The organism is Streptomyces sp. NPDC027962, from assembly GCF_055566095.1.
Genome location: NZ_JBVHTA010000037.1, coordinates 1 through 25,964 on the forward strand (window position 1 = coordinate 1; position 25,964 = coordinate 25,964).

23 protein-coding genes are annotated in these 25,964 nt (G+C 67.2%); 22 read left to right on the forward strand and 1 reads right to left on the reverse strand.

Translation table 11 applies throughout. From position 1 onward, the window contains the following. Positions 1-97: 97 nt before the first annotated feature. From ACZ4SA_RS27935 to ACZ4SA_RS28025, 19 genes are all read left to right on the forward strand, one after another. Entirely contained in the window at positions 98-721 is a 624-nt protein-coding gene (locus ACZ4SA_RS27935) for a GNAT-like putative antirestriction protein (protein ID WP_468279834.1), read from the forward strand. After that, positions 718-1,623: a ParB/Srx family N-terminal domain-containing protein gene (locus ACZ4SA_RS27940; RefSeq protein ID WP_468279836.1), complete on the forward strand. Its 906-nt coding sequence runs from the start codon at positions 718-720 to the stop codon at positions 1,621-1,623. The genes ACZ4SA_RS27935 and ACZ4SA_RS27940 overlap by 4 nt, the downstream gene beginning before the upstream one ends. Next, the gene (locus ACZ4SA_RS27945; protein ID WP_468279838.1) at positions 1,620-1,838 is read left to right on the forward strand and encodes a DUF6354 family protein; all 219 of its coding nucleotides are present in this window, start codon (positions 1,620-1,622) and stop codon (positions 1,836-1,838) included. The genes ACZ4SA_RS27940 and ACZ4SA_RS27945 overlap by 4 nt, the downstream gene beginning before the upstream one ends. After that, positions 1,835-2,299: a VRR-NUC domain-containing protein gene (locus tag ACZ4SA_RS27950; RefSeq protein ID WP_468279841.1), complete on the forward strand. Its 465-nt coding sequence runs from the start codon at positions 1,835-1,837 to the stop codon at positions 2,297-2,299. The genes ACZ4SA_RS27945 and ACZ4SA_RS27950 overlap by 4 nt, the downstream gene beginning before the upstream one ends. Beyond that, positions 2,296-2,499, forward strand: coding sequence for a hypothetical protein (locus tag ACZ4SA_RS27955; protein WP_468279844.1), 204 nt, complete (start codon positions 2,296-2,298; stop codon positions 2,497-2,499). Before ACZ4SA_RS27950 ends, ACZ4SA_RS27955 begins: the two co-directional genes overlap by 4 nt. Next, positions 2,496-2,678 carry a hypothetical protein gene (locus ACZ4SA_RS27960; RefSeq protein WP_468279847.1) on the forward strand — a complete coding sequence of 61 codons (183 nt, stop codon included), beginning with the start codon at positions 2,496-2,498 and terminating at the stop codon, positions 2,676-2,678. Before ACZ4SA_RS27955 ends, ACZ4SA_RS27960 begins: the two co-directional genes overlap by 4 nt. Then, the gene (locus ACZ4SA_RS27965; RefSeq protein WP_468279850.1) at positions 2,675-3,064 is read left to right on the forward strand and encodes a DUF6193 family natural product biosynthesis protein; all 390 of its coding nucleotides are present in this window, start codon (positions 2,675-2,677) and stop codon (positions 3,062-3,064) included. Before ACZ4SA_RS27960 ends, ACZ4SA_RS27965 begins: the two co-directional genes overlap by 4 nt. 367 nt (positions 3,065-3,431) lie before the next feature. Next, complete coding sequence (locus ACZ4SA_RS27970; RefSeq protein WP_468279853.1) at positions 3,432-3,623, forward strand: hypothetical protein; 192 nt, start codon at positions 3,432-3,434, stop codon at positions 3,621-3,623. Further along, positions 3,620-5,071: a terminase large subunit domain-containing protein gene (locus tag ACZ4SA_RS27975; RefSeq protein ID WP_468279856.1), complete on the forward strand. Its 1,452-nt coding sequence runs from the start codon at positions 3,620-3,622 to the stop codon at positions 5,069-5,071. Before ACZ4SA_RS27970 ends, ACZ4SA_RS27975 begins: the two co-directional genes overlap by 4 nt. 175 nt (positions 5,072-5,246) lie before the next feature. After that, positions 5,247-5,642: a DUF6507 family protein gene (locus ACZ4SA_RS27980; RefSeq protein ID WP_468279858.1), complete on the forward strand. Its 396-nt coding sequence runs from the start codon at positions 5,247-5,249 to the stop codon at positions 5,640-5,642. Continuing rightward, on the forward strand, positions 5,639-7,939 hold the full coding sequence (locus ACZ4SA_RS27985) for a hypothetical protein (RefSeq protein WP_468279861.1): 2,301 nt from the start codon (positions 5,639-5,641) through the stop codon (positions 7,937-7,939). Before ACZ4SA_RS27980 ends, ACZ4SA_RS27985 begins: the two co-directional genes overlap by 4 nt. Beyond that, complete coding sequence (locus ACZ4SA_RS27990; protein WP_468279864.1) at positions 7,936-8,949, forward strand: hypothetical protein; 1,014 nt, start codon at positions 7,936-7,938, stop codon at positions 8,947-8,949. Before ACZ4SA_RS27985 ends, ACZ4SA_RS27990 begins: the two co-directional genes overlap by 4 nt. Positions 8,950-9,061: 112 nt before the next feature. Beyond that, a complete protein-coding gene (locus tag ACZ4SA_RS27995; RefSeq protein WP_468279867.1) occupies positions 9,062-10,480 on the forward strand; it encodes a DUF6177 family protein in 1,419 nt (472 codons plus the stop codon). Positions 10,481-10,564: 84 nt separating this feature from the next. Continuing rightward, positions 10,565-12,181: a hypothetical protein gene (locus ACZ4SA_RS28000; RefSeq protein ID WP_468279870.1), complete on the forward strand. Its 1,617-nt coding sequence runs from the start codon at positions 10,565-10,567 to the stop codon at positions 12,179-12,181. Between the two features lie 81 nt (positions 12,182-12,262). Further along, a complete protein-coding gene (locus tag ACZ4SA_RS28005; protein WP_468279873.1) occupies positions 12,263-12,997 on the forward strand; it encodes a hypothetical protein in 735 nt (244 codons plus the stop codon). Positions 12,998-13,109: 112 nt separating this feature from the next. Beyond that, complete coding sequence (locus ACZ4SA_RS28010) at positions 13,110-13,520, forward strand: head decoration protein (RefSeq protein ID WP_468279875.1); 411 nt, start codon at positions 13,110-13,112, stop codon at positions 13,518-13,520. 33 nt (positions 13,521-13,553) lie between these two features. After that, a complete protein-coding gene (locus tag ACZ4SA_RS28015) occupies positions 13,554-14,600 on the forward strand; it encodes a major capsid protein (RefSeq protein WP_468279877.1) in 1,047 nt (348 codons plus the stop codon). After that, positions 14,600-14,788: a hypothetical protein gene (locus ACZ4SA_RS28020; protein WP_468279880.1), complete on the forward strand. Its 189-nt coding sequence runs from the start codon at positions 14,600-14,602 to the stop codon at positions 14,786-14,788. Before ACZ4SA_RS28015 ends, ACZ4SA_RS28020 begins: the two co-directional genes overlap by 1 nt. Further along, positions 14,785-15,090, forward strand: a complete 306-nt coding sequence (locus tag ACZ4SA_RS28025; protein WP_468279883.1) for a hypothetical protein — start codon at positions 14,785-14,787, stop codon at positions 15,088-15,090. The genes ACZ4SA_RS28020 and ACZ4SA_RS28025 overlap by 4 nt, the downstream gene beginning before the upstream one ends. 1 nt (position 15,091) lies before the next feature. Here the strand turns inward: ACZ4SA_RS28025 and ACZ4SA_RS28030 are convergent, their stop codons facing one another. After that, positions 15,092-16,015, reverse strand: a complete 924-nt coding sequence (locus tag ACZ4SA_RS28030; protein WP_468279885.1) for a phosphorothioated DNA-binding restriction endonuclease — start codon at positions 16,013-16,015, stop codon at positions 15,092-15,094. A gap of 274 nt (positions 16,016-16,289) precedes the next feature. Between ACZ4SA_RS28030 and ACZ4SA_RS28035 the strand changes: the two genes are divergently transcribed. The 3 genes from ACZ4SA_RS28035 to ACZ4SA_RS28045 all read left to right on the forward strand — a co-directional run bounded on the left by ACZ4SA_RS28035 (position 16,290) and on the right by ACZ4SA_RS28045 (position 25,964). Beyond that, positions 16,290-19,739 (forward strand): helicase-related protein, encoded by a 3,450-nt coding sequence (locus ACZ4SA_RS28035; protein ID WP_468279888.1) that lies wholly within the window; start codon positions 16,290-16,292, stop codon positions 19,737-19,739. Next, positions 19,736-22,468 (forward strand): DUF1156 domain-containing protein, encoded by a 2,733-nt coding sequence (locus ACZ4SA_RS28040; RefSeq protein WP_468279891.1) that lies wholly within the window; start codon positions 19,736-19,738, stop codon positions 22,466-22,468. The genes ACZ4SA_RS28035 and ACZ4SA_RS28040 overlap by 4 nt, the downstream gene beginning before the upstream one ends. Positions 22,469-22,583: 115 nt before the next feature. Continuing rightward, on the forward strand, positions 22,584-25,964 hold the full coding sequence (locus tag ACZ4SA_RS28045) for a DUF499 domain-containing protein (protein WP_468279894.1): 3,381 nt from the start codon (positions 22,584-22,586) through the stop codon (positions 25,962-25,964).

Consider the following 25,964-nt stretch of genomic DNA (forward strand, 5'->3'; position numbering starts at 1 on the left):
CGCCCGTCGAATACGAAGCCAACTACTACACCGAACTCACGAAACCCCAGGTCACAACCACAGTCTGAGATCTCCACCGAACCCGGGGCGGTTCAGGGTGCCGATCAACGTGTACTCCTCGGTGCCGCGCGCCCGGATCGTACGGCCCCACCAGCGACTGGAGCCGGTCAAGTCCCCGCGGCTCGTACCAGGCCGGCGTCTTGGCGAGACGCTGTCGCTGGCGCCGCTCACGATAGGGCAGTTCGCGACGCTGCGCTCGCAGTACATGAACCACAACATCCGGCCGGGCACGCCGACGATGGCGCTCGCGGTCCTGGTCGACGGCGTGGTGGTGGGCGCGTTCGCGTTCTCGACGCCGAAGTACGACCCGCACAACGTGTACCTGCTGTCCGACTTCCCCGTCGCCCCGACCTCGTACGGGCGGCTGGCGAAGCTCGTGCTGTACGCGGCGTTGTCGACCGAGGCGCAGTTCCTGGCGCAGCGTGCCATGAACACCCGGCTCACACGCCTGAATACGACGGCGTTCACACAGCGGCCGGTGTCGATGAAGTACCGCGGCCTGCTGCGTTTGAACTCGCGCAAGGACTCTGCCGATCCGGCGTACCGCTACCAGCTCGACTACGGCGGTGAGCTCGGCCGCTGGACCCTCGCGGAGGGGTTCGCGCAGTGGCAGGCCAAACACGGGCAGGCGGAGGGACTCAAGGAGGAGAAGGCCCGATGAGCAACCCCATCAAGCCCCGCATGGTCGAGGGCGATCCGCGCCAGTTGACGCTGCTCGACGTGAACGCCCGCTTCATGCGGCACGAGCAGTTCCAGCGTCTGGTCGCCAACATCCGCGAGGACGGCTCGCTGACGTCCACGCCGCTCGTGTGGAGCGATGCCGAGACCGGACGGCGGATCGTGCTGTCGGGGAACCACCGCACCAAGGCGGCGATCGAGGCCGGCCTGGAGCGGATCTTCTGGCTGGAGATCACCGAACCGCTTCCGCGGCAAAGGCAGATTGCGCTGCAGCTGTCCCACAACGCGATCGCCGGCGAGGACGATCCGGCCACCCTCAAGGCTCTGTACGAGGAGCTGGAGGACGTCTCGATGCGCCTGTACTCGGGGCTGGACGACAAGACTCTTGAACTCCTCGAAGAGGTCACCGTCCCCAGCCTTGCCGAGGCGAACCTCGACTTCGCCACGGTGCAGATCGTCTTCCTGCCGGATGAGAAGGAGGCGGCGGAGAAGGCGCTGGAGTCCGCCCGTAAGGCGGCCTCGGCCGATGCACGATGGCTTGCCCGTATCGACCAGTACGAGGGCATGCTCGACGCGCTCGACACGGTGAAGGGCGCGCACAACATCGGGAACATCGCCGCCGCCTTCGCGATCATCCTCACGGTCGTGGAGCGGCACCTCGGTGAACTCGCAGACGGCTGGTACGACCCGGACGAGCAGACCGCCACTCGCAAGGGCTCCGCCCCCGTCGAAACCGTGCTGGCCACCCGCACCATGCCGGCCGACGCCGCGGCTGTCGTCCAGCGTGCCATCGACCGGATGGAGCGCGAGGGGGACACCGAGCCCGGACAACGGTGGAGGGCACTCGAGCTGTGGGCCGCCGACTACCTGGCGGGGGCGGCATGACGCCCAACGTTCAGGTCGGTCAGATCTGGGCCGACAACGACAAGCGCAGCGAAGGCCGCACCGTCCGCGTCGACGCGGTCGATGCCCGGTACGCCCACTGCACCGTGCGCACCGCTGCCGCGCCCGGCGGCCGAACCGGGCAGCGCACCCGGATCGCGCTGGAGCGGATGCGGCCGACGAGCACCGGCTACCGGCTGTTGGCCGGTGAGCAGTGAGCGCTTCCTCAAGGGCTGACACGGAGCTGTACCGCAGGCTGCTCACGGAGCGGTACGGGCCGTTGGACCGTCTGGAGGCCGAGCGCTTCCCCGGGACGGTGCACTCGGTAGAGCGGTCGGCCGGCGCGAGCGAGGAGCAGTGGCGCAGCCAGGTCCGCGAGATCGCCACCCGCTACGGGTGGCGGCTCCAGTACCACACGGCGGACTCCCGCCGATCCGACCCAGGGTGGCCGGACGAGGTCTTCGGGCACGTCGGACAGCGCCGCACGCTCTTCGTCGAGTTCAAGACCGACACCGGGCGGATCCGTCCCGGGCAGCGCGAGTGGCTGTCCCATCTGGCCGACAGCGGTTTCGAGGTCGCCGTATGGCGGCCCCGCGACCTTCACACCGTGCTGCGTGTCCTCGGCCCCGGCCGGCAGCGCGCCACCCTTCCACCGAACTTCCGGAGGCCCACGCCATGAGCGCCCCGTACGCCGACGAACTGAACCGGCTCCATGCCGAGATCGATCATCTGACCAGCGTCCACCGCACTGCCGCCGGCCTGGCCCGCGTTCTGACCGAGCACCTCGCTGACGAGCCGTTCCGCCTGGCTGAACAGCTCGCCCGGCTTCTCGACGGGGAGCTGGAACCCATCGACGTACGAGAAGAGGGCACCCCGTGAACCTGGCCAAGGATTCCTCGTCATGGGAGCGCACCGTATCCGTCACCCCGCTGCCCGACGGGGGCCGCCGCCAGGCAGCGCTCCAGGTCGCCGCCCGAGCCGAGGGTCGGGAGGACTGCCGCGACCTGCTGGAACACCTGGGGCTGCGTGATCCGGCGCTGCGCACAATGGCGGCATGACCGACCTTGTGGAAGAGCAGTGGCAGAGGATCATGGCGAGGACGGACGAGCCCGCCTGGCTGGCGGGGCGCTTCGCGGAGCTGGTGCGTGGGGCCTACGAGGAGCCGCAGCTGCGGGAGCTGTACCCATGGGCAGGCATGTGGGAGCTGCACTTCAGCCGGTGCACCGAGCCGCGGCACACCTGGGACATCCCTTACATCGCTCCGATGAAGGACGGTGCTTACCGGGTCGACGGGCCTTCGCGCAGCCAGCATGTCGGGGTGGCCGCCACCGTAGGTGAAGCCGTCGCCATGGTCGTCGAGCGCCTGCCGCAGGGGTGCGCCCCGGCCTTCGTCGGCACTGCGGCGGAGCTCGAAGAGTACGAGAGGACGAGAACGGACGGGTAGGAGCACACCGAGCAGATGGCGGACAGCGCCGAGGCATGGGAGCGGCGGCCGGGCGAATCGGCCACCGCATGGGAGGCGTTTGCCTGCTACCGCGACCTCGGCCTCTCCCGCAGCATCAGCAAGGTTGCCGGGACCCTCCACAAGGCCCGGACCCTCGTGGAGCGGTGGTCGGTCACGCACCAGTGGGTGATCCGTGCCGAGGCGTGGGACCGCGAGCAAGACCGCCTGTGGCGTGCCGAGCGCCGGCATGCCGCCCGTGAAGTCGCGCGCCGCCATGCCCGACTGGCCTCCGCGGCACAGGCCAAGATCGTTGCGCAGTTGCAGCAGCTCGACCCGTCCCGCCTCAGCCCGTCCGACGTCATCCGCTTTGCTGGAGGTTACCGTCCGCATCGAGCGCCAGGCGTACGGCATGGACCTTGTCGAAGCCGCCGCTACGAGCGGCACGCCGGGTATCTCCGACATGAGCGAGCTGACCGACGAGGAACGCTGCGCTCGTATGGAACAGTTGCGCCGCGAGCTGGAGTCCCGCATCGGCACGATCGACGGCGGTCAGCCGTGACCGACCGCCTCAACGGACTCCCCGACCCGGCCGGCATCTCCGACGCCCAACTGCACGCCGAGATCGCCGCGCTGCTGTCGGCCGACGAGAAAGCCGCCCGCCGCTGGGCCTGCGACCGGCCCGGCTGCGACGGCATGCCCCACGAGGGCTGGCTCCACCATCACGCTCGCGCCGCACAGCGCGTCCCCGAAGGAACCTGGGCGGCCTGGATGCTGCTCACTGGCCGCGGATGGGGCAAAACTCGCACAGCATCACAAACCGTCCATGAGTGGGCTGCGGCGCCCGGCACGCTGATTGCCGTCGTCGCCAAGAACGCCACCCTGGTCAAGGAGATCTGCTTCGAGTCCCCCAAGTCCGGCCTGCTGTCCGTCATCCCGCCCGAGGACATCCGCCGCTACAGCCCCGGCAACGGCCTGACCATCCTGCGCCTGAAGAACGGCTCCGCGATCTACGGCTTCGGTGCCGAGACCCCCGACAACCTCCGGGGTTTCGCCTTCGACAAGGGCTGGCTCGACGAGTACGCGGCCTGGAACCGGCACACCGCCCAGTCGGTGTACGACATGCTCTGGTTCTGCCTGCGTGAGGCCCCCGCCCCGCAGGTCGTCATCTCCACCACCCCCAAACCCCTCCCGCACGTCAAGCGCCTCGTCGAGCGCGGCCGACGACCTGGCTCCACGGTCGCCCTCACCACCGGCCGCACCGAGGACAACCGCGCCAACCTCTCCGACGCCGCGCTCGCCGAGCTGGACTCCGAGTACGGCGGCACCCGCCTGGGCCGACAGGAACTCGACGGCGTCCTCCTCGAGGACGTAGAGGGCGCCCTGTGGAAACAGTGGATGTTCGAGGTCGAGGGCTTCCGCGTCGCCCGCGCCGCTGTCCCGCCGCTCGACCGCATGGTCGTCGCCGTCGACCCGGCCGTCACCACCACCGACTCCGCGGACCTGACCGCCTTCACCGTCGCCGGCCGCTCGTACCCCCTGGAGCAGATGTACGGCGACCGTCGCCCCCGCAGCTACGTCCTCCACGCCGAGCAGGACCGCCACGCCCCGACAGCCGCGATGCGCCGCGCCGCCGCCCTGTACCACGAGCACCAGGCCGACTGCGTGGTCATCGAGGCCAACAACGGCGGCGACTACCTCCCCGCGCTCCTGGCCGAGGTGGACCCGACTGTCCCGTGCCGCGTCGTCCACGCCACCCGCGGCAAACGCGCCCGCGCGGCGCCGGTGGCGATGCTCTACGAGCAGTCCCGCATCAGCCACGCGGGCCCGCCCCGTACGTTCGCGGTGCTGGAGGAACAGATGACAACGTATGTCGGCGCCTCGGAGGTCGAGGAGAAGTCCCCGGACCTCCTCGACTCCTGCGTCTGGGCGCTCACGGACCTGTTCCTCCGCGGGGATGCGGGACGCCCGTCCGCACCGTCCGACCGCCGCCTCACGGGGCGACGTTAGAAGCTGCACAGGACGATGGGCCCCCAATGAGCCAGCTCTGCCCGCGCTTTGGCCGGATGTGCGTTGCTGTTGCAATCAGATGACTGGTACAGATGAACGATCTGTTGTCGGTGGCGTAGGCGATACTGGACACGGTCAACGGAACGTATTGGCCAGGGGATTCACGGGGGTTGTGGTGACGGGGTGGGACATCGCGCCCGGAGGGGTGCAGTCGGTGATCTCGCAGGTGCGGGAAGCCGCCGAGGGCATGAATGCCGGGATCAAGCTGTACGGGACGAGTGTGCAGGGGGCGATGGAGTCCGCCGGCACGCTGGCCGTCGGCACCGAGTCGGGCGGCCGGGCCGGTGGGCTGGTGGCTGCGGCGCTCGGGCAGTTCGCCGAGGGGACCGAGGCGGACGTCGCCTTCCTTCCTCTGCGCGCGAGTAATTCGGCGAACGGTGCGGTGGAGGCGACCAACGCGTACGTCGCCGGGAATCTGGAGCAGGCGTGGAACGCGCAGCGGCAGGCGATGCTCGCGCCTGATGTGACGGCGCTGCTGGAGGCCGCGCGACGGAGGGCGGGCGAGCAGTGATCAGCCCGGAGAAGATACCGGTCTTCACCGGTGACCTTCCGGGGCTGGGGCGGGAGATCATCGCGCTGCGGCAGGCGGCGAAGGCGGTTCGCGACGGTGGCGGTGACGTCCACACGCGCTTCCAGAACTTGGCCGCCTCGTACCGGGCTCCGGAGGCTGGGCAGCTGTTCTCGACGACGCAGGCCGTGCAGGAGGGCTCGGGCCGCTTCGCCGACCGGCTGGAGACGGTGGCGGGGGCGCTGGAGACGTATGCGGTCGAGGTCGTGGAGATCGTCAAGCAGCTGGATCTGCTGCGGTTTCAGGCGACGCGGTTCGTCGCGTCCGTCGCGGACCAGGACGGGCCGCTGGGCAACTGGCGCAAGGACCAGGCCAAGGTCGACGAGCATCAGGGGATCTGGGACGGCGTGAACGCGGCGGTGGCGGCGTTCCAGGCGGCCGAGGTCGCGTGTGCCGACAAGATCACCGCGCTGGTGGACGGCGGCACACGGTGGCAGATCAATGACGGCAGCCGGGGACAGAAGAACGCGTACGGGTTCAGCGCCGAGCAACTGGCCAAGGCCGACTCGCTGCCGTGGGGGGAGCCCGAGCACCACGAGATCCTGCCGTTCGGGATCGACTACCACCTGGAGCAGGCCGGGATCAGCATCGTCGACAACGCCGTCGGCTCGTTCACAGGACTGGTCGACCTGTTCAGTCCCGGCGAGGACGGCGGCGCGGCCCGCGAGGGGCTGCTCCGGGTGATCGTCGGCGCGGAGGGCTACCTTCTGGACCCGAACGGCGACCGGAAGGACCTTCCGGCCTACCAGAAGCAGCTCATGGACGACAGCAAGCCGTACGCCAAGGAGTTCGCCAAGGCGTTCGTCGGCTGGGACGACTGGGAGACCAATCCCGGCAAGGCCATGGGCACGGTCATCTTCAACGGCCTCACCCTGGGCGCCGGCCCCCTCGGCGCGGCCTCGAAGGCCGGCTCTGCGGCCGGCAAGGCCGGCACGGCCTCCCGCATCGCGGGCGCCGCAGCCAAGGTCGGCGAAGTACTCGACCCGATCGGCGCCGCCGCCAAGACCGCGGGCGTGGCGGCCCGTGCCCTCCCCAAGGTCTCCGACCTCACCGCCGGCGTCCGCGCCGCGACCGACGCCGCGGCGACCTCGGACGCCGCCTACAGCGTCATCGAATACCCGAACGGCGCCCAGCTCCGCATTGAGGACGGCGCGTTCATCCCCGGCAACAAGGGCGTACCCGACACAACCCCAGCCCCACCCGAAGCAGCCGCCGTCGACCGGACGCCGTCGATCGAGACGCCGCGGCAGCAGGAACTGGTCGGGGCGGGGATGCGTGCGCCGGAGGCACACGCAAGGGCGGACGAGAACTTGCCGCCACAGGGCAGTCACGAGACGCCCGACAGCACCGTCTCTCGCGACAGCGTCACGCCCCATAGCGGTCATGCGAGCGTGGGCGACCCGCACGGACGCCACGAACCTGGTGCACCGTCGAATAGCAGTGGCGGGTCCGGATCCGAGATACCGGATTCAGGCCATTCGGGGGACCCCGACGCCACGCCTGGTGGTGGCGATGACACAGGGCGTGCCGGTGACGGCCAGGGCGGCGGACAGGCGCCCGACACCACGACGTCAGGCCCCATGGAACGAGGGGGCGATGCCGAGCAACAGCTGCGGGAGGGAATCCGCAGCATCCCCCGGAACACCATGAAGCCCAAAGTGGTCGAGAAGATCGTGGAAAGGCTGGGCGAGTCTCTATCCGGACGGGAGATCGCCGACATCATCAGCTCCGGCCACCTTTCACAGGCTCCTGGATACAGGGATGCCGTCTCCATGCTGGGTTCCGGCCGCCCGGACCAGTTCCCGCGTGCCGTGGATCAGCTCCGGCTTGCCGACCAGTTCCACAAAAGCGGACTGCGTAACATCGAGTTCGAAGTCAAGAATCCTGCGATCAAGGCAGACCTCGATGTGCGTGTGACGGACGATGCAGGAAACAGCTACGGCTACCAGATGAAGCGGCTCAACAACCCGAAGAATCCATTCGACTCGATCGCCAAGCCGGACAATCTGGGTCAGCTGTCAAAGTCTGAAGCCGATCACAAAGTCATGCTCATCGACGGGCAGGGATCAGTCGCCGAATGGGAAGCCAGGGGAATTCCGGACGAGCTTCTACAAGTACACCGAGGCGAGCACCCGTTCAAGAGCGATAAGGGGCGTGGCATCCTCTTCGTGCTCCGGCTCGACGACGGTACGATCACCATCCCGCCAGGTTCCAAGGTCGACCCACGAGGTGTTCTGTGATTACGACGACCCCGGTCGGCAGCTGGTCCTGGGAGACCAAGACGCAGCCCGCCGAAGGTGACCTGGCGGCACGGTGCCTGCGAGAGGCACTCGATGCCTGGACGGTTCTGCACGCGCATGGTCTCGCTGGCGGCGAGGGACGCGCTGACCTCACCGTCAGGGCCACGGATGGCGGCACCGTTCTCCTCAGCCTGACGAGGGTACGCGTGGACATGCAGAGCGGCCTCGCGGGGAAAGTGCTCCTCGGCAAACTGCCGCCGGTCGCATGGGAACGTGTCGGCGTGGTGACTATCGACCTCTCTACGCCCGGCGTCTCTCTTCGAGCCGGCGAACCCCGCTATGTCGAAAAGCTCTTCACCATCTCCGTCGACACATGGACGAGCGGTGCGGGGACACTGACCCTGCACACGTTCTCGGACGCCTGGATGTCCCATAACTTGCGCGGCCATAAACAGCCCGGCGTGCAGGCGGAGAATGCTCCACGTCTCAGGTCCGTCCTCATAGCGCTTCAGCACCTGACCGAGGCCGAGATCGTTCCTTCGGACCCCACAGCGTATGGCGTACCAACCACAGACGGATTCGAAGATCTCCCGGACGAAGACCCCGACCTGCTCGACTCCTGGTACATGTTCGAGGTTCCACGCCGAACCGAACTGCTCCAGTCCAAACTTCCACGGGACGCAATGTCATTCAATACGGTGACCGATTCACCCGTCGAGTTCGCCGAAGTGGCTCGCGGTGGTCGTGTCCTCGGCTACCTCTGGGCAGCTGACAACGACGACGCGGCAGGGTACGAACCCCGTACTCCCTCCGGCGACGAGGCACTCGACGCCGGCCCCCCGTGGCTGGCACGACTGAGCGATGCAAAGAAGCGGGGACTCTCCCCGTCTCAGGCGCTACGTGACCTGTCAGCATCTCGTGGTGACCCACAGGCGGGGGCCATCGACCCGGTCTCCCTGCGAGAAGCGCCCTCTCTGGAGGAGCTGCAGGAAATTTCTGGGTGCGAGTAGGAATCCGCTGAAGGGCCCGGAACGAGCGCCCGACAAGTACCAGGGCGTACGGGTCGGGACCGAAGCAGATGATTCTTGCAGGAATCTGACCGCATCCGCCCAAAGGAACCGCGTGACACAGGACGTCATCGCCCTGACCCCGACCATGCCAGATGCCCGCAACATGCTCGCCGGCCTCTACGCCGGTGGGCCTGATCTGCGAGTGGACAGCAGCGCGGGCGGGGCCGTCGTTCACCTTCGCACGCCGGACGGACACCCGGTCGCGGCCGTAGAAGTGCCCGTACTTGTCCAAGTGCCGGGTGAGGTCAGCCGGTTGCTCGGCGCTCAGGCCGACGTGCAGGAGCCGGTGTGGTGGACCGAGGTGCGGGCAGCCGCACACCCGGCGGAGGCCGGCCGCATGGCGGGGTCGGTCGCCGGACGGCTGACCAGCCTTCTGGGCGGGTCCACCTGGCCGGCCGACGCCGCGCACACCGACGTCGTCACCCTGCCCTCCACGGACGGCGACGCCCCTGCCGACGGCCCGCTTGCCGTCGATGTCCTCACCCCGCACGCCGCCGTGATTCTCCAGGAGCGCCCCGTCGTCGTCGCAACCACCTGGCTCACCGACCTCCTGCAGACCAGCCTCCCCACAGGACGCGAAGTGCAGATCGTCACCCCGCCCGGCACCCGGCTGACCTTCCCCGTCCGCACCCTGCTGACCAACGTCCCCGCCCGCTGGGTCGTCCATGACCCCCGAGGCGGGTACTACGACGGTCTCACCGGCGCCGTACTCCATTGGAGCGAGGGCCGGTTCGCCCCCATGCCCACGACCAGCGACAGCATCCCCATCGCCGACGCCTTCCGCACCCACGCGAGCATCCCAGGCGAACGGCAACTCCACCTCTCCATCCGTACCATCCACCCCGTCACCGACGGTCTCCTCCTGGGCGGAGCGCTGGAAGCCGCATGCCAGGCCATCACCGGCACCGCACCTGCCGGCTGGTCGACCGCCGAACCCGTCAACCTGCCCTGGTCACCCAGGCAGCTCACCGAACTGGCCCGCTCCCGTGCCCAGAGGGCCGCTCCCACCTGGCTCGTCGCGGTCGGCTCCCCGGACAGCCCCGCGATCGCCACCTGCCGCGTCACCCGCACCCCCGCCGGAGTCGAGGAACACATCACCCTCGTCAGCGGCCACACCGCGGACCAGCCCCCGCCCCTCGACGTACTTCCCGAGCTGGCCGAGGCCCTCGCCACCCGACACAACCTGGCCTCGATGCTCGTGCACCTGCGCGCAGCCCGCGCCGACGTGACCACTCCGCCCCATCACGAATCGCCCCCAGTACCGGTCTCCTTCACCCTCGGCGCCGAGGCCGTCCACACCATCGGCCGCACCCACGCCCAATCGGTCCAGTACCCACGACCCGCGCGCCTCGGCCCCGCCGCCCGCCCCGCGTTGCACTACCCCCTCGGCGACGGCACCGACCCCACCGCCTGGCACCACCTCCACCACCTCAACAAGCACCTGCAGAACAGCCGGCGCGCTGCCGGATGAGCCAACTTGCCGCTCCTCCCGCGAACAACCCGGCTGGCGTTAGGCTCCGGCGCCTTTACGAGAACCACGGTCCGGGAGCACGGAATGCGGCGCTGGCGGAAGCTGATCATCGACACTTGGGGTGCGCTGGCGTACAAGCCCGCCTTCCATCAAGCCGTCGAGGGCCGTCCAGCAGGACTCCCCGGCCCTACGGCCTCGTCGTGGGTGCCGGAGGCAGATCGGCGCCGCCTCGCCGCGTACACGGTGCTGGCCGCTTACGACAGCAACCAGGCGGTCACGCTGCTCGGTGAGGACGGCGACGACCGGCGCGAGTACGGCGACGCCGCCCTGATCGTCGACCAGACGCTCAGCCATCTGCTGGGGGAGACCCAACAAATCGTGGTCGACGCCCCGGAGGACAGCGCGACCGCTCATGAGCGGGAGGTGCTGCTGCGGGAGTGGGCCGAGGCCGAACAGCTGCGGATGCGTATGCAGCACGCCGAGCGCACTGCTGTTCTGCTCGGTGACACCGTCTACCTGCTTGCCTGGTCGCGGGCGAAGAACCGCCCGGTCCTGAAGACGATCGACCCGGGTTTCTACTTCCCCGTGTGCTCCGACAGCGCTCTCGACGCGGATGAATACCCGCAGCGCGTCCACCTGGCATGGGAGGTTCCGGAGGATCCGAGCAGTGGCCGGAAGGGGACGCTTCGGCGGGTGACCTACGAGATCGGTCCCATCGGTGACGGCAACTCCTCGCGGACGTACCCGTGGTCGAGTCAGCCGAGCGAGGTCACCTGCTATCTCACCGATGCCGAGTGGGACATGGAGCAGGTCGACAGGACCGGCGACATCGACGCGCTCTCCCTGTCCCGAGCGCGCTTCCGGGCCAATGCAGATGGTGAGGTCCTCAACCGTCTCGACCTCCAGCTTGACTTCATCCCGGTCGTCCACGTCCCCAACACGATCAACGGCGCCGAGCACTTCGGCCAGTCCAGTCTGCTGTCGGCCGCACAGCTCCTCGACGACATTTCTGCCGCGGACACCGACAGCCAGCGTGCTTCGGCGACGACGGGGTCACCGATCATCGGTCTGTCCGGGGCACGGCTGCCGGTAGACCGGAACACGGGCCGGCCCTTGCCGGTACAGGTGGCACCGGGCATGGTCTGGCCGCTCGGGGACAGCGGCCAGCTCAGTACCGTGGACACCTCCGCTCAGCTCGCCGAGCTCCGTGCGTATGTCGAGACGTTGCGCGAGCGTCTGTCGGTGGTGACCCGCCTGCCCGCGAGCGTCCTGGGCGCGGTCAACCCCGCCGAGGTGCCGTCTGGGTACGCGCTGCAGCTGAGCTTCGGCCCGCTGGACGCCGTGATCCGCTCCATGCGACTGGCGCGGGAGGTGAAGTACCCACTGCTGCTCAAGATGGTGCAGCGCCTCTACCAGCTGGGCGGTGTCCTGCCCGCCGGGGAGAATCCCCGCGCGACGGTCGCTTTCGGGCCGTACCTGCCGACGGATCAGTCCGCTGCCCTGGAGTTGGTGGCCCGGGGCGTACAGGCAGGGGTGCTCTCCCTGGAGACAGGGGTACGACTGCTGGTCGACGCCAGCTTCCCCATCGAGGACGCCGCGCTGGAGGTGGAACGCATCAGAAGGCGTGCTGAAGCGTCGGCGCCAACGCCAATGGAGACAGGTGGAAACGACGGAGAGAAGGGGAGCGCCAAGACTGCCTGACGCAGAAGACCAGCAGACGCGGCACGACGACGGGGTTAGACTCCGCGCGGTCGCGGGGGCGTCTGGGCGAGGAGCTCGTCCATGCCCGCACGTACGCGCCCACCGTTGCCGCTCGCGCCGCTCGGCTACCGCCGCGACGGCCGCCCGATCCTGCCGATCCTCGGCGCCTCCTCCGACGACCCCGGTAGCCCTGGTGGCAAGCCTGACGACGCGACCACGTCCGAGGAGACCGGTGCCGCGGAGGTCACGATCCCGCAGGAGGAACTGTCCCGCCGCTTCGCCCGTGAGAAGGACCAGGGCCGCCGCGCCGGCGTGCGGGACCTGCTCGGGCAGCTTGGTTTCGAGTCGGCGAAGGCCCTGACGGAGTACGTGCAGAACCAGCGTCAGGCCGACCAGCAGCAGAAGGACGCCGAACAGGCCCGCCTTTCGGAGGCGGAGCGTCGCGAGCAGGCCGCCGCGGAACGCGAGAGCCAGGCGCAGGAGCGCGAGGCAGCGGCCGTCGCCCGGGAGCGGGACGCCGCACGCCGCGCTGTGCTGGTCGGCTTGGGTGCCACCGGCACCGAGCTGGAGGACGCCGTCGTGCTGCTCGGCCGCCTCGCCGACCGGGAAGCGAATGACGAGGCCCTGGTCCAGGCTGCCGGGGAACTGAAGGAGCGCCGCCCGGAACTCTTCGGCCGGCGGGCGGCGCAGCCGGCCGCGGCCCCACCCTCGGGCAGCCCTTCCAACGTCCCCGGTCGCTCCGGCGGCACCCCGCCCCGCGCGGGCCAGTTCGGCCTGGACATCGCCCGCCGTCGCGGCCACATCCAGAACTCCTGAACCCGGTACGCCTTCGGGGACCGTGCCCCGCCACACACCCCGCGCGGACGACGGCGTCACCCGATGACCGCACGTACCCGCCGCCCATACCGTCCGCCCGGAGGAACCTGGCGTGGATCTGCAGCTGACCACCTACTCCGAGTCCGCCACCGCCGACCGCCCCTGGCTGGCGTCCCGGCACGGCCTCGACACCCCGCTCACCATCACCCTCGACACCGCGCTCTTCACCCAGGACACCCACTACACCCCGCCCACGGTCGGGCAGCCCCGCAACGTCATGAAGGCTGGCATTCCGCTGGGCCGCGTTACGGCGACCGGCCTGTACGGGCCGTGGGACCCAGCGGCCACGGACGGCCGCGCCACCTTCGCCGGCGTCCTCCTCGCGGACGTCGCCTTCGCCCCGGGCAGCGGCCGCGCCGGCGCGGCCCTGCTCTGGCATGGCGTGATCGCCGCCGCCCACGTACCCGGCGGACTCGACCCGGCCGCCGTCACCGCCTCGACCGCGCAGATCCACTTCGTCTGACGTCCCGTGACCTGCTGAGGAGCCTCGCCCATCATGCTCGACACCCTGCTCCGCGACATCGACGCGGCCGACCTCAACGCCTTCGCCCGCACCATGACCACCCCGGCCGACTTCGAGCTGACCCGCACCGTCATGCCCGAACGACGCCTGAACTCAGTCAAGTTCCGCATCAGGTCCAGCAAACGGCGCGTGAACGCGGCCAAGTTCCGCGCGTACGACGCCGAGACCGCCGTCGCCCGCCGCCAGGCCGAGAAGATCACCACCGAGGGCATGCTGCCGCCGCTGGGCCAGAAGCTGATCGTCGGCGAACTGGAGCAGATCCTCCTGGACACCTATCGCGGCGCCGACGCCTCGGAGTTCGTCGAGCTGCTCTACGACGACATCGAGCGGCACGTGGAGTCCATCCACAACCGTATGGAACTCGCCGCCGGCGACCTCATCGTCGACGGCAAGTTCAGCCTCAACGGTGAGAACGGTCTCACCCTGGAGGCCGACTTCGGCGTCCCGGCCGCCAACATGCCCACTGCCGCCAAGCCCTGGTCCGACCCGACCAGCGACCCGATCGCGGACGAGCTGCGCTGGATCGAGTACCTGCGCTCCATCGGCGCCCCGCTCCCGGCCCGCGTCATCACCTCGTACAAGGCCCGCGCCACGCTGGCCTCGAACGACGCCTACCGGGCCGCGTACTACGGCAGTGTCAACGGCTCCACCACCCCCACCGCTGTTCTCGCTCCGAACGAGGTCGAGGTCGTCCGCGCCCGCTACAACCTCCCGCCGATCACCGTCTACGACGTGCAGATCTCCGTCGACGACACCTACCAGCGCGTCATCCCGGAGGACCGCTGGATCCTGCTGCCGCCGAACCCGGAGTCCTGGGCGGAGACTCAGTACGGCATCACCGCCGAGTCCCTGGTGCTGACCTCCGGCACCAACCCGGCCATCACCCGCCAGGACGCCCCGGGCATCGTCATCACCGCCGGCCACCAGGATGACCCGGTCCAGGTCTGGACGAAGGGCGCCGCCGTCGCCATGCCGGTCCTGTACGTCCCTGACATCCACATCACCGCGAAGGTCCTGTGATGCCCGCGGCCTCCCGAACCCTTGCCACGGCGGTCTTCGTCACGGACCCGAAGACCCACCAGACGCTGCTCCTCCAACCTGGTACGGAGGTCAGCGCCCCGACGATCGCCGACCAGATCACCCACCCGGACGCCTGGGCCCCGGAGCCGCAGCGGCAGCCCCGCCGCCCCAAGGCCGAGACGTCGTGAGCCTCACCGACGCCGAGTACGCGTACCTCCGCTCCGAGCTCGGCGACGCCGACCGCGCCGACCTCGACGCCCGCTACCAGCGCCTCGGCTCCGTCCCTGCCATCGCCATGGAAGTCCTACGTGAACGCAGAGCAACTCTCGTCTCCGACCCCCTGGCCGTCACTGTCCAGGGGGTCGCCACGGTGAACAACGCCGAGAACGTCAAGGCGCTGGAGCGGCAGATCGCGGCGCTAGAGAACACCACGCCGAACGAGAACGCGTGCCTTTCCCCGGTGCCTCTGCTGCGCCTACGCGGCCGTTGACCTACGCGGCCTGGGCTCCGGGACGCTTGAAGACCTGCCGGCCGTGCCAGAGGACGAACTTCGGATCGATGGCGGGGCGTCCCGGGCGGGGCGTTGCGACCTGCTGCCCGTGGAGGGTGTCGACGGCCTGCCCCGCCCGGCTGCGGGCCACGTACAGCTCGGAAACCTGGATCCGTAGGTCGGGCAGGAGCCCCAGAACGCCGAGGTCGAAGAGGGCGTGGTGGAGGGAGCACAGGGCCAGCCCGTTGTTGACTTCGTCCGGGCCGTCCTGGCTGTGCCAGCGCACATGCGCGGCTTCGAGCCCCACCGGATTCCGGCTGAGTGCGCCATCGAACCCGCAGAAGGCGCAGGCGTACGCGTAGGCGTGCAGCACTTCCTCAGCGAAGCCGGCCCGCCGCTTCCGCCGCTTTCTCTCCGTGACCATGCGTATGGCCTCATCGAGCCCGGTCAGGTCCAGGCCGACGGCGTCGCAGATGGGCGCCTCCAAAGCGGGTGTGAAGTGCTGCTCCAGTAGGAGTCGTGCAGCCGACACGAGGGCGGCAGGCTCGGCCAGCAACGTCTCAACTTCGGGGCGCAGTCGCCCGTGCACGCCGCGCCTCCGCAGCCAGCTGCCGCGTTCCGGGGCATCCGGGCCGATGGGGTTACCGGCACGGTCCTGCAACTCCCACAGCTCGCGCTCCAGGTGTACGAACGGCATCGCAGCCCGTTCCCGTGCCCGCGTTCGGCTCGTCACGGCTGGCCCGAAGTCGTTGATGAGCCGACTGACGGGCTCCTCCGCCTCGTCATATGCGACCGCGGTGCTACCGGATGCGGCGAACCTTCCCAGGAGCCAGAGCCCAAGCAGTGGCTTGTGCGGCGCCCGTCGGCCTCCTACCTGCGCCCGCCGTAGCGCAGACAGTAGGTTCATAAGATCGTCGCGCGTCACCACAGACCTACCCTGCCATTCACGGCGGTCGAGCCCCACCCCCGTGGAGAGGCGAGTGTGCGGCCCTCGGCGTGATCAGGAGCCGGCGCCCATGCGGATGACCGGATCTTGGGGATGGCGAGGCCGGCGCTGAGGCATCATTGGAACCTGCTATTCACGTGAACGATCATGGGCCGCCAGCAGGAGGCGATGGATGTCTGGAGGGGGTCTCCTTCGCCTCGAAGATCTCGCCCCGGGGCGCGTGATATCGGGCATCTCTCCAGGCATCGATGTCGTGATCGTCGCGCGCCAGATGTTTGGTGCTGCCGCACAGGTCACCTATCGCCGTCCTGATGGCACGGTCGATGAGGCGATCCTCTATCGGGAGGACGAGTGCCGACTCGCTTCAGGCGAGTCTTCCTCTGCTCGCCAAGGATTCGACGCCGATCCTGAACTGTTCCGCCTCGCTGCGGAGGCTCTGCGTATCCGCATGGCTGCTCGCGGTGACGCCATGCTGGCAGTCTCCACGAGCGTTCTCGACCCCCTGCCCCACCAGATCCAGGCGGTCTACAACGAGCTGCTTCCCCGTACACCGCTGAGGTTCCTGCTGGCCGACGATCCCGGTGCAGGCAAGACGATCATGGCTGGTCTCTACATCAAGGAACTGGCCCTCCGGGGCGACCTGGAACGATGCTTGATCGTGGCTCCGGGGGGCCTCGTCGAGCAATGGCAGGACGAGCTCCTGGAGAAGTTCGGGTTGGACTTCACCCTGCTCACCAAGCAGCTGGTCGACGCCACGATCGATGGCAATGTCTTCGACAAGCACCCGCGTCTCATCGCGCGCATGGATGCTCTGGCGCGTTCCGATGAGCTTCAGGATCGACTGACTGAGTCCGCGTGGGACCTGGTCGTCGTGGACGAGGCGCACCGAATGAGCGCCAGCTACTTCGGCACGGAGCTGAAGACGACCAAGCGGTACGAGCTCGGCCGACTCCTGGGCCGGGTTGCGCGGCACTTCCTCCTCATGACCGCGACGCCCCACGCCGGCAAGGAAGAAGACTTCCAGCTCTTCATGGCGCTGCTCGATGGTGACCGCTTTGCGGGGAAATTCCGGAATGGTGTGCATCAGCATGACGCGTCAGGTCTGATGCGCCGCATGGTCAAGGAGGACCTCCTTACCTTCGATGGCAAGAAGCTCTTTCCTGAGCGACGCGCCTACACCGTGCCGTACCAGCTCTCGCGGGCCGAGCAGGAGCTGTACGAGCGGGTCACAGAGTACGTACGTGACGAGATGAACCGTGCCGAACGGCTCGATGGCCGACGAGGCAATCAGGTCGGCTTCGCTCTCACGGTTCTGCAGCGCCGCCTCGCGTCCAGCCCCCAGGCAATCGCCCGCTCGCTGGAGCGTCGCCGGAAGCGGCTGGAGGCTCGCCGTGAGGAGATGCACGCCGCGAAGCAGTATGCCGAATTGGTGGCTGTGGCCCCTCAAGCGCCTTCAATGGCTGCCGGGGCCGGGATGGCCTCGCTGGACAGTGAGCTGGACGAGCTTTCCGGTGAGGAACTTGAGAATCTCGAAGAGCAGGTCGTCGACTCTGCTTCGGCGGCCCTGACCCTTGCAGAGCTGGCGCAGGAGATCGACAGTCTTCGTGAGCTGGAGCACCTTGCCAGTCGTGTCCTGGCTCTGGGGGAAGACCGGAAGTGGCTGGAGCTCTCCGCGCTGTTGCAGGACAACGAGCACATGCGCGATGCCCAGGGACAGCCGCGCAAGCTGATCGTCTTCACAGAGCACCGTGACACCCTGGAGTACCTTTCCCACCGCGTTCGGTCACTCATCGGCCGTCCTGAGGCCGTCGTGGCCATCCATGGCGGCACTCCGCGCCAGCAGCGTCGCGATGTCCGGGACGCCTTCAACCAGGACCCGGACGTCCTGGTGCTCATCGCCACAGACGCAGCGGGTGAAGGTCTGAACCTCCAGCGCGCGCACCTCATGGTCAACTACGACCTGCCGTGGAACCCGAACCGGATCGAGCAGCGCTTCGGTCGTATCCACCGCATCGGCCAGGCTGAGGTCTGCCACCTGTGGAACCTGGTGGCGGACGACACCCGCGAAGGCCAGGTGTTCCAGAGGCTGCTGGACAAGATCGAGCAGCAGAGCAAGGCGTACCAAGGCAAGGTCTACAACGTCCTCGGCGAGATCTTCGAGGGCGAGCCCCTGCGTGAGTTGCTGGTCACGGCCATCCGCTACGGAGACCAGCCCGAGGTGAAGGCCCAGCTTGACCAGGTTATCGACGCTCGCGTCGGAGAACGCGCCGTCGAACTGATCAAGGGTCTCGCCCTCGACGCTCAGGTCATGGGGATCGAGGACGTTCATAAGGTGCGGCTGCGCATGGAAGAGGCGCAAGCGCGCCGACTGCACCCGCACTATGTGCAGGCGTTCTTCCGGGATGCCTTTGCCCGTCTCGGCGGTCAACTCAAGCCTCGGGAAGCCGGCCGCTCCGAGATCACCCATGTGCCGGTCGTCCTACGCGAGGCCGGACGTCTCGGTGACGGGCTCGGCGGCATGGTGCAGCGCAAGTACGAGAGGGTGTGCTTCGAACGAGAATGCATCGCTCTCCCGGGCAAGCCTCGCGCCGACCTGATCGCACCAGGACACCCCCTGTTTGACGCTGTGCTGAACGAGACGGTGCGCCTTCACGGCAACCTGCTCAGCAGAGGGGCAGTCCTGGTAGACGCGGCCGACTCGGGCGACCAGCCGCAGCTCCTCGTCGCCCTGGAGCAGGACATCGTGGACGGCCACCGACGCGCCGTTGACCGGACCTTCGCGTTCACCGAACTGCTGCCTGACGGTACGGCCCGGAATGCCGGCCCCGCGCCCTACCTTGACTACCGGCCGCCGACAGCGCTGGAGGCCAAGGCCATAAAGCTCCTGTTGGACGCGGAATGGCTGCGGGACGGCGGAAGTGCTCGGGCCTTGGACTGGGCGATCCGGGAGGCCGTGCCCGAGCACCTCGCCTCGACCCGTGAACGACTCCTTCCAGTCGTCGACCGCACCCGCACACAGGTCGAGCAGCGCCTCAAGCAGGAGATCAGCTACTGGTACGCGCAGGCCGGCAAGCTTGAGCAGGACCTTGCCGAAGGTAAGCGAGTCCGGCACCGGCCGGAGAGAGCGCGCTCGTGGGCAGAGGAACTTGAGCTGCGCCGTGAACAACGGCTCGCTGACCTGGCGAAGGATGCCTCCATGCAGCCCAAGCCACCCGTGGTAGCGGGGCACGCACTCATCGTTCCGATCGGCTGGCTGGCCAAGGCCGTGGACGCTGAGGCCGACGGAGCTGCCGACGCGCGGCTGCATGCTGTTGACGGCTACGAGACCGATCGCCGTGCAGTTGCTGCTGTGCTGCGTGCGGAGCGAGCCCTCGGGCGTGTCCCCGAGGAGATGGCACACAACAACCCCGGCTATGACATTCGCTCGCTGACGCCGGAAGGCCGTCTTGTCCACATCGAGGTCAAGGGCCGTCGCGTAGGTGCGGAGGAGTTCTACATAAGCCGCAACGAGATCTTGGTCGCCAAGAACCGCGGCGACCAGCACCGCCTCGCTCTCGTTACCGTGCACCCAGACGGGCCGGAACACGACGAGGTGCGATACCTGACCAATGCTTTCGCCGACACCGAGTTCGGGGATCTGAAAGCCGAGGGGCTCCTGCTGTCGTGGCCGGACGCCTGGACCAAGGGAGGAGCTCCTCTGTGAGCATCGATATGGACAACGAGTCGACGCCGCGGAAGCGGAAGCTCATCGAGGTTGCGCTGCCGACGGAGGCGATCAGCCGAGCCAGCAAGGCCGAAAAGGAGCGCAGCGTTGGCACTGTGAAGAATGTCCACAAGTGGTTCGCTCCGATGCCGACTCCGGCCTGGCGTGCGTTGTTGTTTGCTGCCGTCGTCGACGATCCCGGAACCAAGGCAGAGCGCGCGGAACTCGAGAGCGTAGTTAAGGGCTTGGTTCCGCCGGATGGAACAGCCCCCTCGGGGGAGGCTCTGAGGCGGGCCAAAGCGATTCTGAAGGCGCAAGGGCGGGAACTGCCTACAGTGCTCGACCCATTTTGCGGTGGTGGCTCAACCCTCGTCGAAGCGCAGCGTCTTGGTTTCCCCACGGTTGCGAGCGATTTGAATCCTGTGCCAGCACTTGTGACTCGCGTGGAGACCCAACTCGTGCCCGCCGTACTCGGCGAGCCAGCTGTCTCTGGTGATGACGGCGCTTTGGATGGAACGGCAGTTGATTCAATGGCCGGACTGCTGGCAGACGTTCAGCACTATGCGAATCGGGTTGAGGAGCAGGTAAAGGCTCAAGTAGGCCATCTGTATGATCCGGTCAAGGGATCCGAGGTCGTCGCGTGGCTGTGGGCGAGAACTGTGCCCTGCGCCAACCCTTCCTGTGATATCGACATTCCTTTGTACAGCTCACCTTGGTTGAGTAAGCAGGACGGGCGTGAGGCGTGGCTGAATCCCCTCCTGAAGGATGGGCGCGTACTTTTCGAAATCGGCACGGGTCTGTGCTCGGAAGTTCCGGGGGCAACGAAGCGAACCGGACGCGGCGGAAAATTCGCCTGCGTAACATGTGGTACAGATGTCGATGAGAAGTATATTCGCAAAGCGGGCGTCGACGGTCGAATGGGGCTAACGATGCTCGCGATCGCTGTCGATGACGAGTCTGGTCGACGCTTTGTTCCGGCGCCAGAGGGAGTCGACGATACTGAACTTGAGCTCCCTGGCGAGATTCCTGAGCTGGAGTTCCCTGGCAACACGCGGGACTTCAAGACCCCACTTTATGGTTTGCGGCGACAGGCGGACATCTACACGCCGCGACAGCTTCATATGTTGGGGGCGTTTGCAGATGCCGTGGCTAGGGTGCCGAAGTGGGTTGAGGAGGACGGTGGAAACCCCAATCAGGTAGCGGCGATCGGATCCATTCTTGCTCTTTGCGTGAGTAAGCTGAGCGCCGCCCATTCTTCGCAGAGTCGCTGGAGGATCCGGAAGGGTCCTTCGAAGGCGGAGCCTGCGTTCGGCCGCCAGGCGCTTCCCATGCTTTGGGACTTCGCTGAGGTTAACCCCTTCAGTTCGTCTATTGGCAGCTGGTCTTCAATTGCCAGTGGCATTCGTAAGGCTCTAAAGTCACTGCCTCGTGATGCTGGGGTGGGTGTCGTCGTGCAAGCGGACGCGCGCACTGCTGGGCATCTCGTTCCTGGGGAAAGTGCCCTGATTGCAACCGACCCTCCGTACTTCGCGCAGATCAACTATGCTGATTTGAGCGACTACTTCTATGTGTGGCTCCGCCGTGCCGCCAGGAATCTTCACCCTGACCTTTTCGGTACTATGGCTACACCCAAGGCTGAAGAGCTGATTGCTAATCCTCATCGTCAGGGCGGCCAAGAGAAGGCTCGCCAATATTTCATCGATGGCTTCACGGAAGTGTTCTCTTCACTCAAGCAGGCGTCACGTCCAGATATTCCGCTCATCGTTATTTACGCTCACCGGCAGGAAGAAACCAAGGACGGCGAACTCACCTCCTCGGCCTGGGACGCTCTCCTTGAGGCAATGCTGGCCGCCGGGGTAAGTGTCGTTGGCACGTGGCCACTGCACGCTACAAACAGTACTCGCCAAGTTGGCCAGGGCGCGAATGCTCTGGCTTCCTATGTTGCGATGATCTGCCGTCCGCGTCCAGATAATGCAGACAGTCTGGACCGTCGCGGCTTTCTTCAGGCCCTTCGTCGCGAACTTCCCGAGCGCATCAAGCCTTTGCAGCAGAGTTCCATTCCAGCGGTTGACCTCGGTCAGGCTGCCATCGGCCCTGGCATGGAGATCTTCTCTCGGTACACCCGCGTGACTGAGCCCGACGGCTCTCCAATGCGTGTGCGTACAGCGCTCTCTCTCATCACCAAGGCTCTAGACGAACTTCTTTCTGAATACGAGGAGGACTTTGACACAGATACCCGATGGTGCATCAAATGGTTTGAGGATCACCAGTGGGAGACTGCAGATTATGGCAAGGCTGAGCAAATGGCCCATCGCTATAACACCTCTATCCCGGGGCTCATGCACGCTGGAGTTGTGAGGTCCGGAGGAGGCAACGCGGCGCTTATCAAGCCCGCCGACCTCCCCGCCAAGTACGATCCCACCACCGACGACCGACTCACCGTCTGGGAGGTGGCGATGCATCTGTCCCGCCTCATCGAGGGCAAGGGGCCGGGCACCGGCATCGATGCGGCCGGCGAGCTCCTCGCCCGCGCCCGTACGCGCCCCGAGATCGACGAGGACACGGTGAAGGGCCTGGCCTACCTCCTGCACAACATCTGTGAGAACCGGGGCTGGACGGAGAGCCAGCGATGGTTCAACAACCTCGTGAGCTCGTGGCCGGATCTGCAAACCGCGGCCCGGGCTGCTGAGAAGCGAGGCGTGAAGGTAGAGGCAGGCCAGCTGTTCTGACCGACACAGCCGAGAGTGCATGAGGGGGCCGGGCATGCAGGGCGATGAGACGGCGCGTGGCGCCAGCAGTACAGCAGACACCACAGAAGAGATAGAAGACAGGACCGCGGACACCATGGGACTGAGCAACCGCGACCGCATCGGCCGCATGATCGAGCTGCTGCCCGATGGGCTGCTTCCGCTCGTGGAACGGGAGATGGCCAAAAGGCAGGGCGAGGGGTGGTTCAACGACGCGGTGGCTGAGGAGCGCGAGAAGGGGCGTAGCCTGACCTCGAAGCATGATCCGCAGTTCCTTCTGAACCTTCTCCAGCGCTACTGGGGTTCCTATTTCCGTCACTTCCTGCCTGGTGCCACTCGCGGGTACGCCAGCGAGGTGAACGACGTACGAAACCGGTGGGCCCACAATGAGCCCTTCAGTGCTGACGACACCGTGCGGGCTCTGGACACGGCAGAGCGGCTCTTCACATCCGTGGGCGCCACTGCCGACCCGGTCGAGCAGGTTCGTAAGTCCCGCATCAACCTTCAGCGGGACATGATTGAGGCCGAGACCAAGCGGCAGACTCGGCGGGCAGCCGCCATGCCGAGTATCGCCGCCGAAGGGCTCAAGTCCTGGCGCGATGTGCTCGTCCCGCACCAGGACGTGGCACGCGGCGACTTCAACGCCTCAGAGTTCGCGGCGAATTTGGCGGAGGTCGCGAAGGGTGAGGGGGCGCCCGAATACACCGATCCCGAGGAGTTCTTCCAGAGGACGTACCTCACTGAGGGACTGCGCGACCTGCTGAGCAAGTCTCTCCGGCGCATCTCCGGCGACAACAACGCGTCACCGACGGTAAACCTGCAGACCAACTTCGGCGGCGGCAAGACGCACTCCATGCTGGCGCTGTACCACCTCTACTCGCGAGGGCTTCAGCCTCAGCGGCTCCCGCAAGAGATGCAGGAACTCATTGCGGCCTCGCCCTCCGGGCTGCCCCAGGAGGAGGTACGCCGTGCCGTGCTCGTAGGGACGGCACTGGCACCGGGCCAGCCCCACGAGAAGCCGGACGGCACCAAGGTCAACACGCTGTGGGGCGAGTTGGCTTGGCAGCTGGGCGGCCGACGGGCTTACGACGTCATCGCCGAAGCTGACAAGACCCGAACCAGCCCCGGCTCTGAGCTACTGCAGGATCTGCTCGCCGCCTACGCACCTTGCTTGATTCTCATCGATGAGTGGGTGGTCTACGCACGCCAACTGGTGAGCAACGACGACCTCGCGGCCGGCACGTTCGAGACGCACTTCTCCTTTGCTCAGTCCCTGACGGAGGCCGTCGAGGCGGTGACCGGCGCGCAGCTGGTCCTTTCCATCCCGGCCTCGGAAGACGGGAAGGGCGGCAGGGGAGACACGGACGAGATCGGCGGCGAGGCCGGGCAGATCGCCCTGGACCGGCTCCAGAAGGTCATCCACCGCAAGGCGGACGCCTGGCGACCGGCAAGCTCCGACGAATCCTTCGAGATCGTGAGGCGGCGTCTGTTCGAGACGCCCTCTGGTGCCGTCCAGGCGGAGATCAACAAGGTTGCCCGACTGTTCAGCCAGTTCTACGGCACCTACAAGCGAGACTTCCCGGCCGGCGTGGACGGTACTGACTACGAGCGTCGGATCAAGTCGACGTACCCGATCCACCCCGAACTCTTCAGCCGCCTCTATGAGGACTGGTCGACGCTCGACCGCTTCCAGCGCACGCGCGGTGTGCTGAGGCTCATGAGTGCGGTCATCCATGCGCTCTGGCGGGACCAGAACAAGAGCCCCATGATCATGCCGGGCGACATCCCGCTCGACGATCAGCGCGTAGCCAGCGAACTGACCCACTACCTGGAGGACCGCTGGAAGCCCATCATCGACGCCGATGTTGACGGGCCGGACTCGACCCCGGTCTCCGTGGACAACGAGAAGACCGTCCTCGGGCAGCGAGCAATGAGCCGACGTATTGCCCGCACTGTCTTCATGGGCTCCGCCCCCACCATCAAGGCCGCCAAGAAGGGCCTGTCCGAGCCGTACATCAGGCTGGGCATGGCTATCCCCGGGGATGCCTTGGGCAACTTCCGGACCGCGCTCAACACGCTCGCGGACCGGTCGACGTACCTCTACAGCGATGCCGATCGCTACTGGTACGACACGCACGCGAACATCACGCGTACGGCCAAGGACGAAGCGGAACGACTCATCGGGCGAGACGAGGACGTGTGGGCCGAGATCGTCCGGCGTCTGAGTCCGATCCAGCATCGGCGTGGGGACTTCGGCGCCGTGCACATCGCGCCGCAGCACACGAAGGAGGTTCCGGACCTCGATCAGGCGCGGTTGGTCCTGCTCCACCCGAAGTACGTGCACCGCGGTGGCAAGGACATCCCGGAGACGCCGGCGCTGGAGTTCGCTGCAGAGGCACTGTCCTCCCACGGCACCCGGAACCGGAAGCACCAGAACATGCTGGTGTTCCTCGCGCCCGACAAGAAAGATATGGGCGACCTCATGGAGGCCGCTCGCGAGTACCTCGGGTGGAAGAAGGTGCTTGACCGCCAGATGGAGCTGGATCTCACCGAGAGCCAGCGTCGTCAGGCGCAGACGCGGCGTGATCAGGCGAACGAGAAGGTAGAACTTCGCATCGGCGATGCCTACCGCTGGGCGCTCATCCCCGAACAGGATGCGGGTGCCCCGATCGTGTGGGAGCACCTCAAGGTCGATGGCGGGCGAGCGGATGACGCTGCTGTACGCACTGCCGACCGTCTTCGGCGGGAGGGCCTGCTGTACCTCCAGCAGGCGCCGGCTCTGCTCTATCAGAAGCTCTCGGGGCCGCTGTCCCGCATCTGGGAGCAGGACGGACATACTTCGGTGGGCCGGCTCTGGGAGCTGCACACGGCCTACCCGTACATGAACCGCTTGGTGAACCGTCTGGTCCTTGACCAGGGCGTCGAGGACGTCCTGTCCATGGTGACCTGGGAGACGGAGGGATTCGCCCTGGCCTCTGGGTACGACGAGAACGACGGCCGCTATCAAGGACTGGTACTGCCCGGCGGCAACGCCAAGTTCGGGCAGATCACCGACGCCACTCTCCTCGTCCGTCCGGACGCGGCAATCCGACAGCGTCAGCAGGCGGAGGAGGAAGCCGCGCAGAAGCGCGAGGCAGCCTCCCACACGTCCTCGAACAAGTCGGAAGAACCTGCCACGAGCGGCGGCACCAACTCGGGAGGGACGACGAAGCCGCCCACCAGCCAAGGGCAGCCCGTCATCCCCAAGGTGCCGACGCATTTCTACGCCACCGCTCAGCTCACCCCTGAGCAGTACAGCAAGAACGCGTCCAAGTACGTCTTCGAGATCCTTCAACCCCTCGACGTCATCGGCACGGAGGTCGAGGTCACGATCGAGATCCAGGCCAAGCGTCCGGAGGGGTTCGCGGAGGACAAGGTCCGCGTCCTCACCGAGAACGCCAACACCTTGAAGTTGAAGGCTGAGTTCGAGGTCGAATAG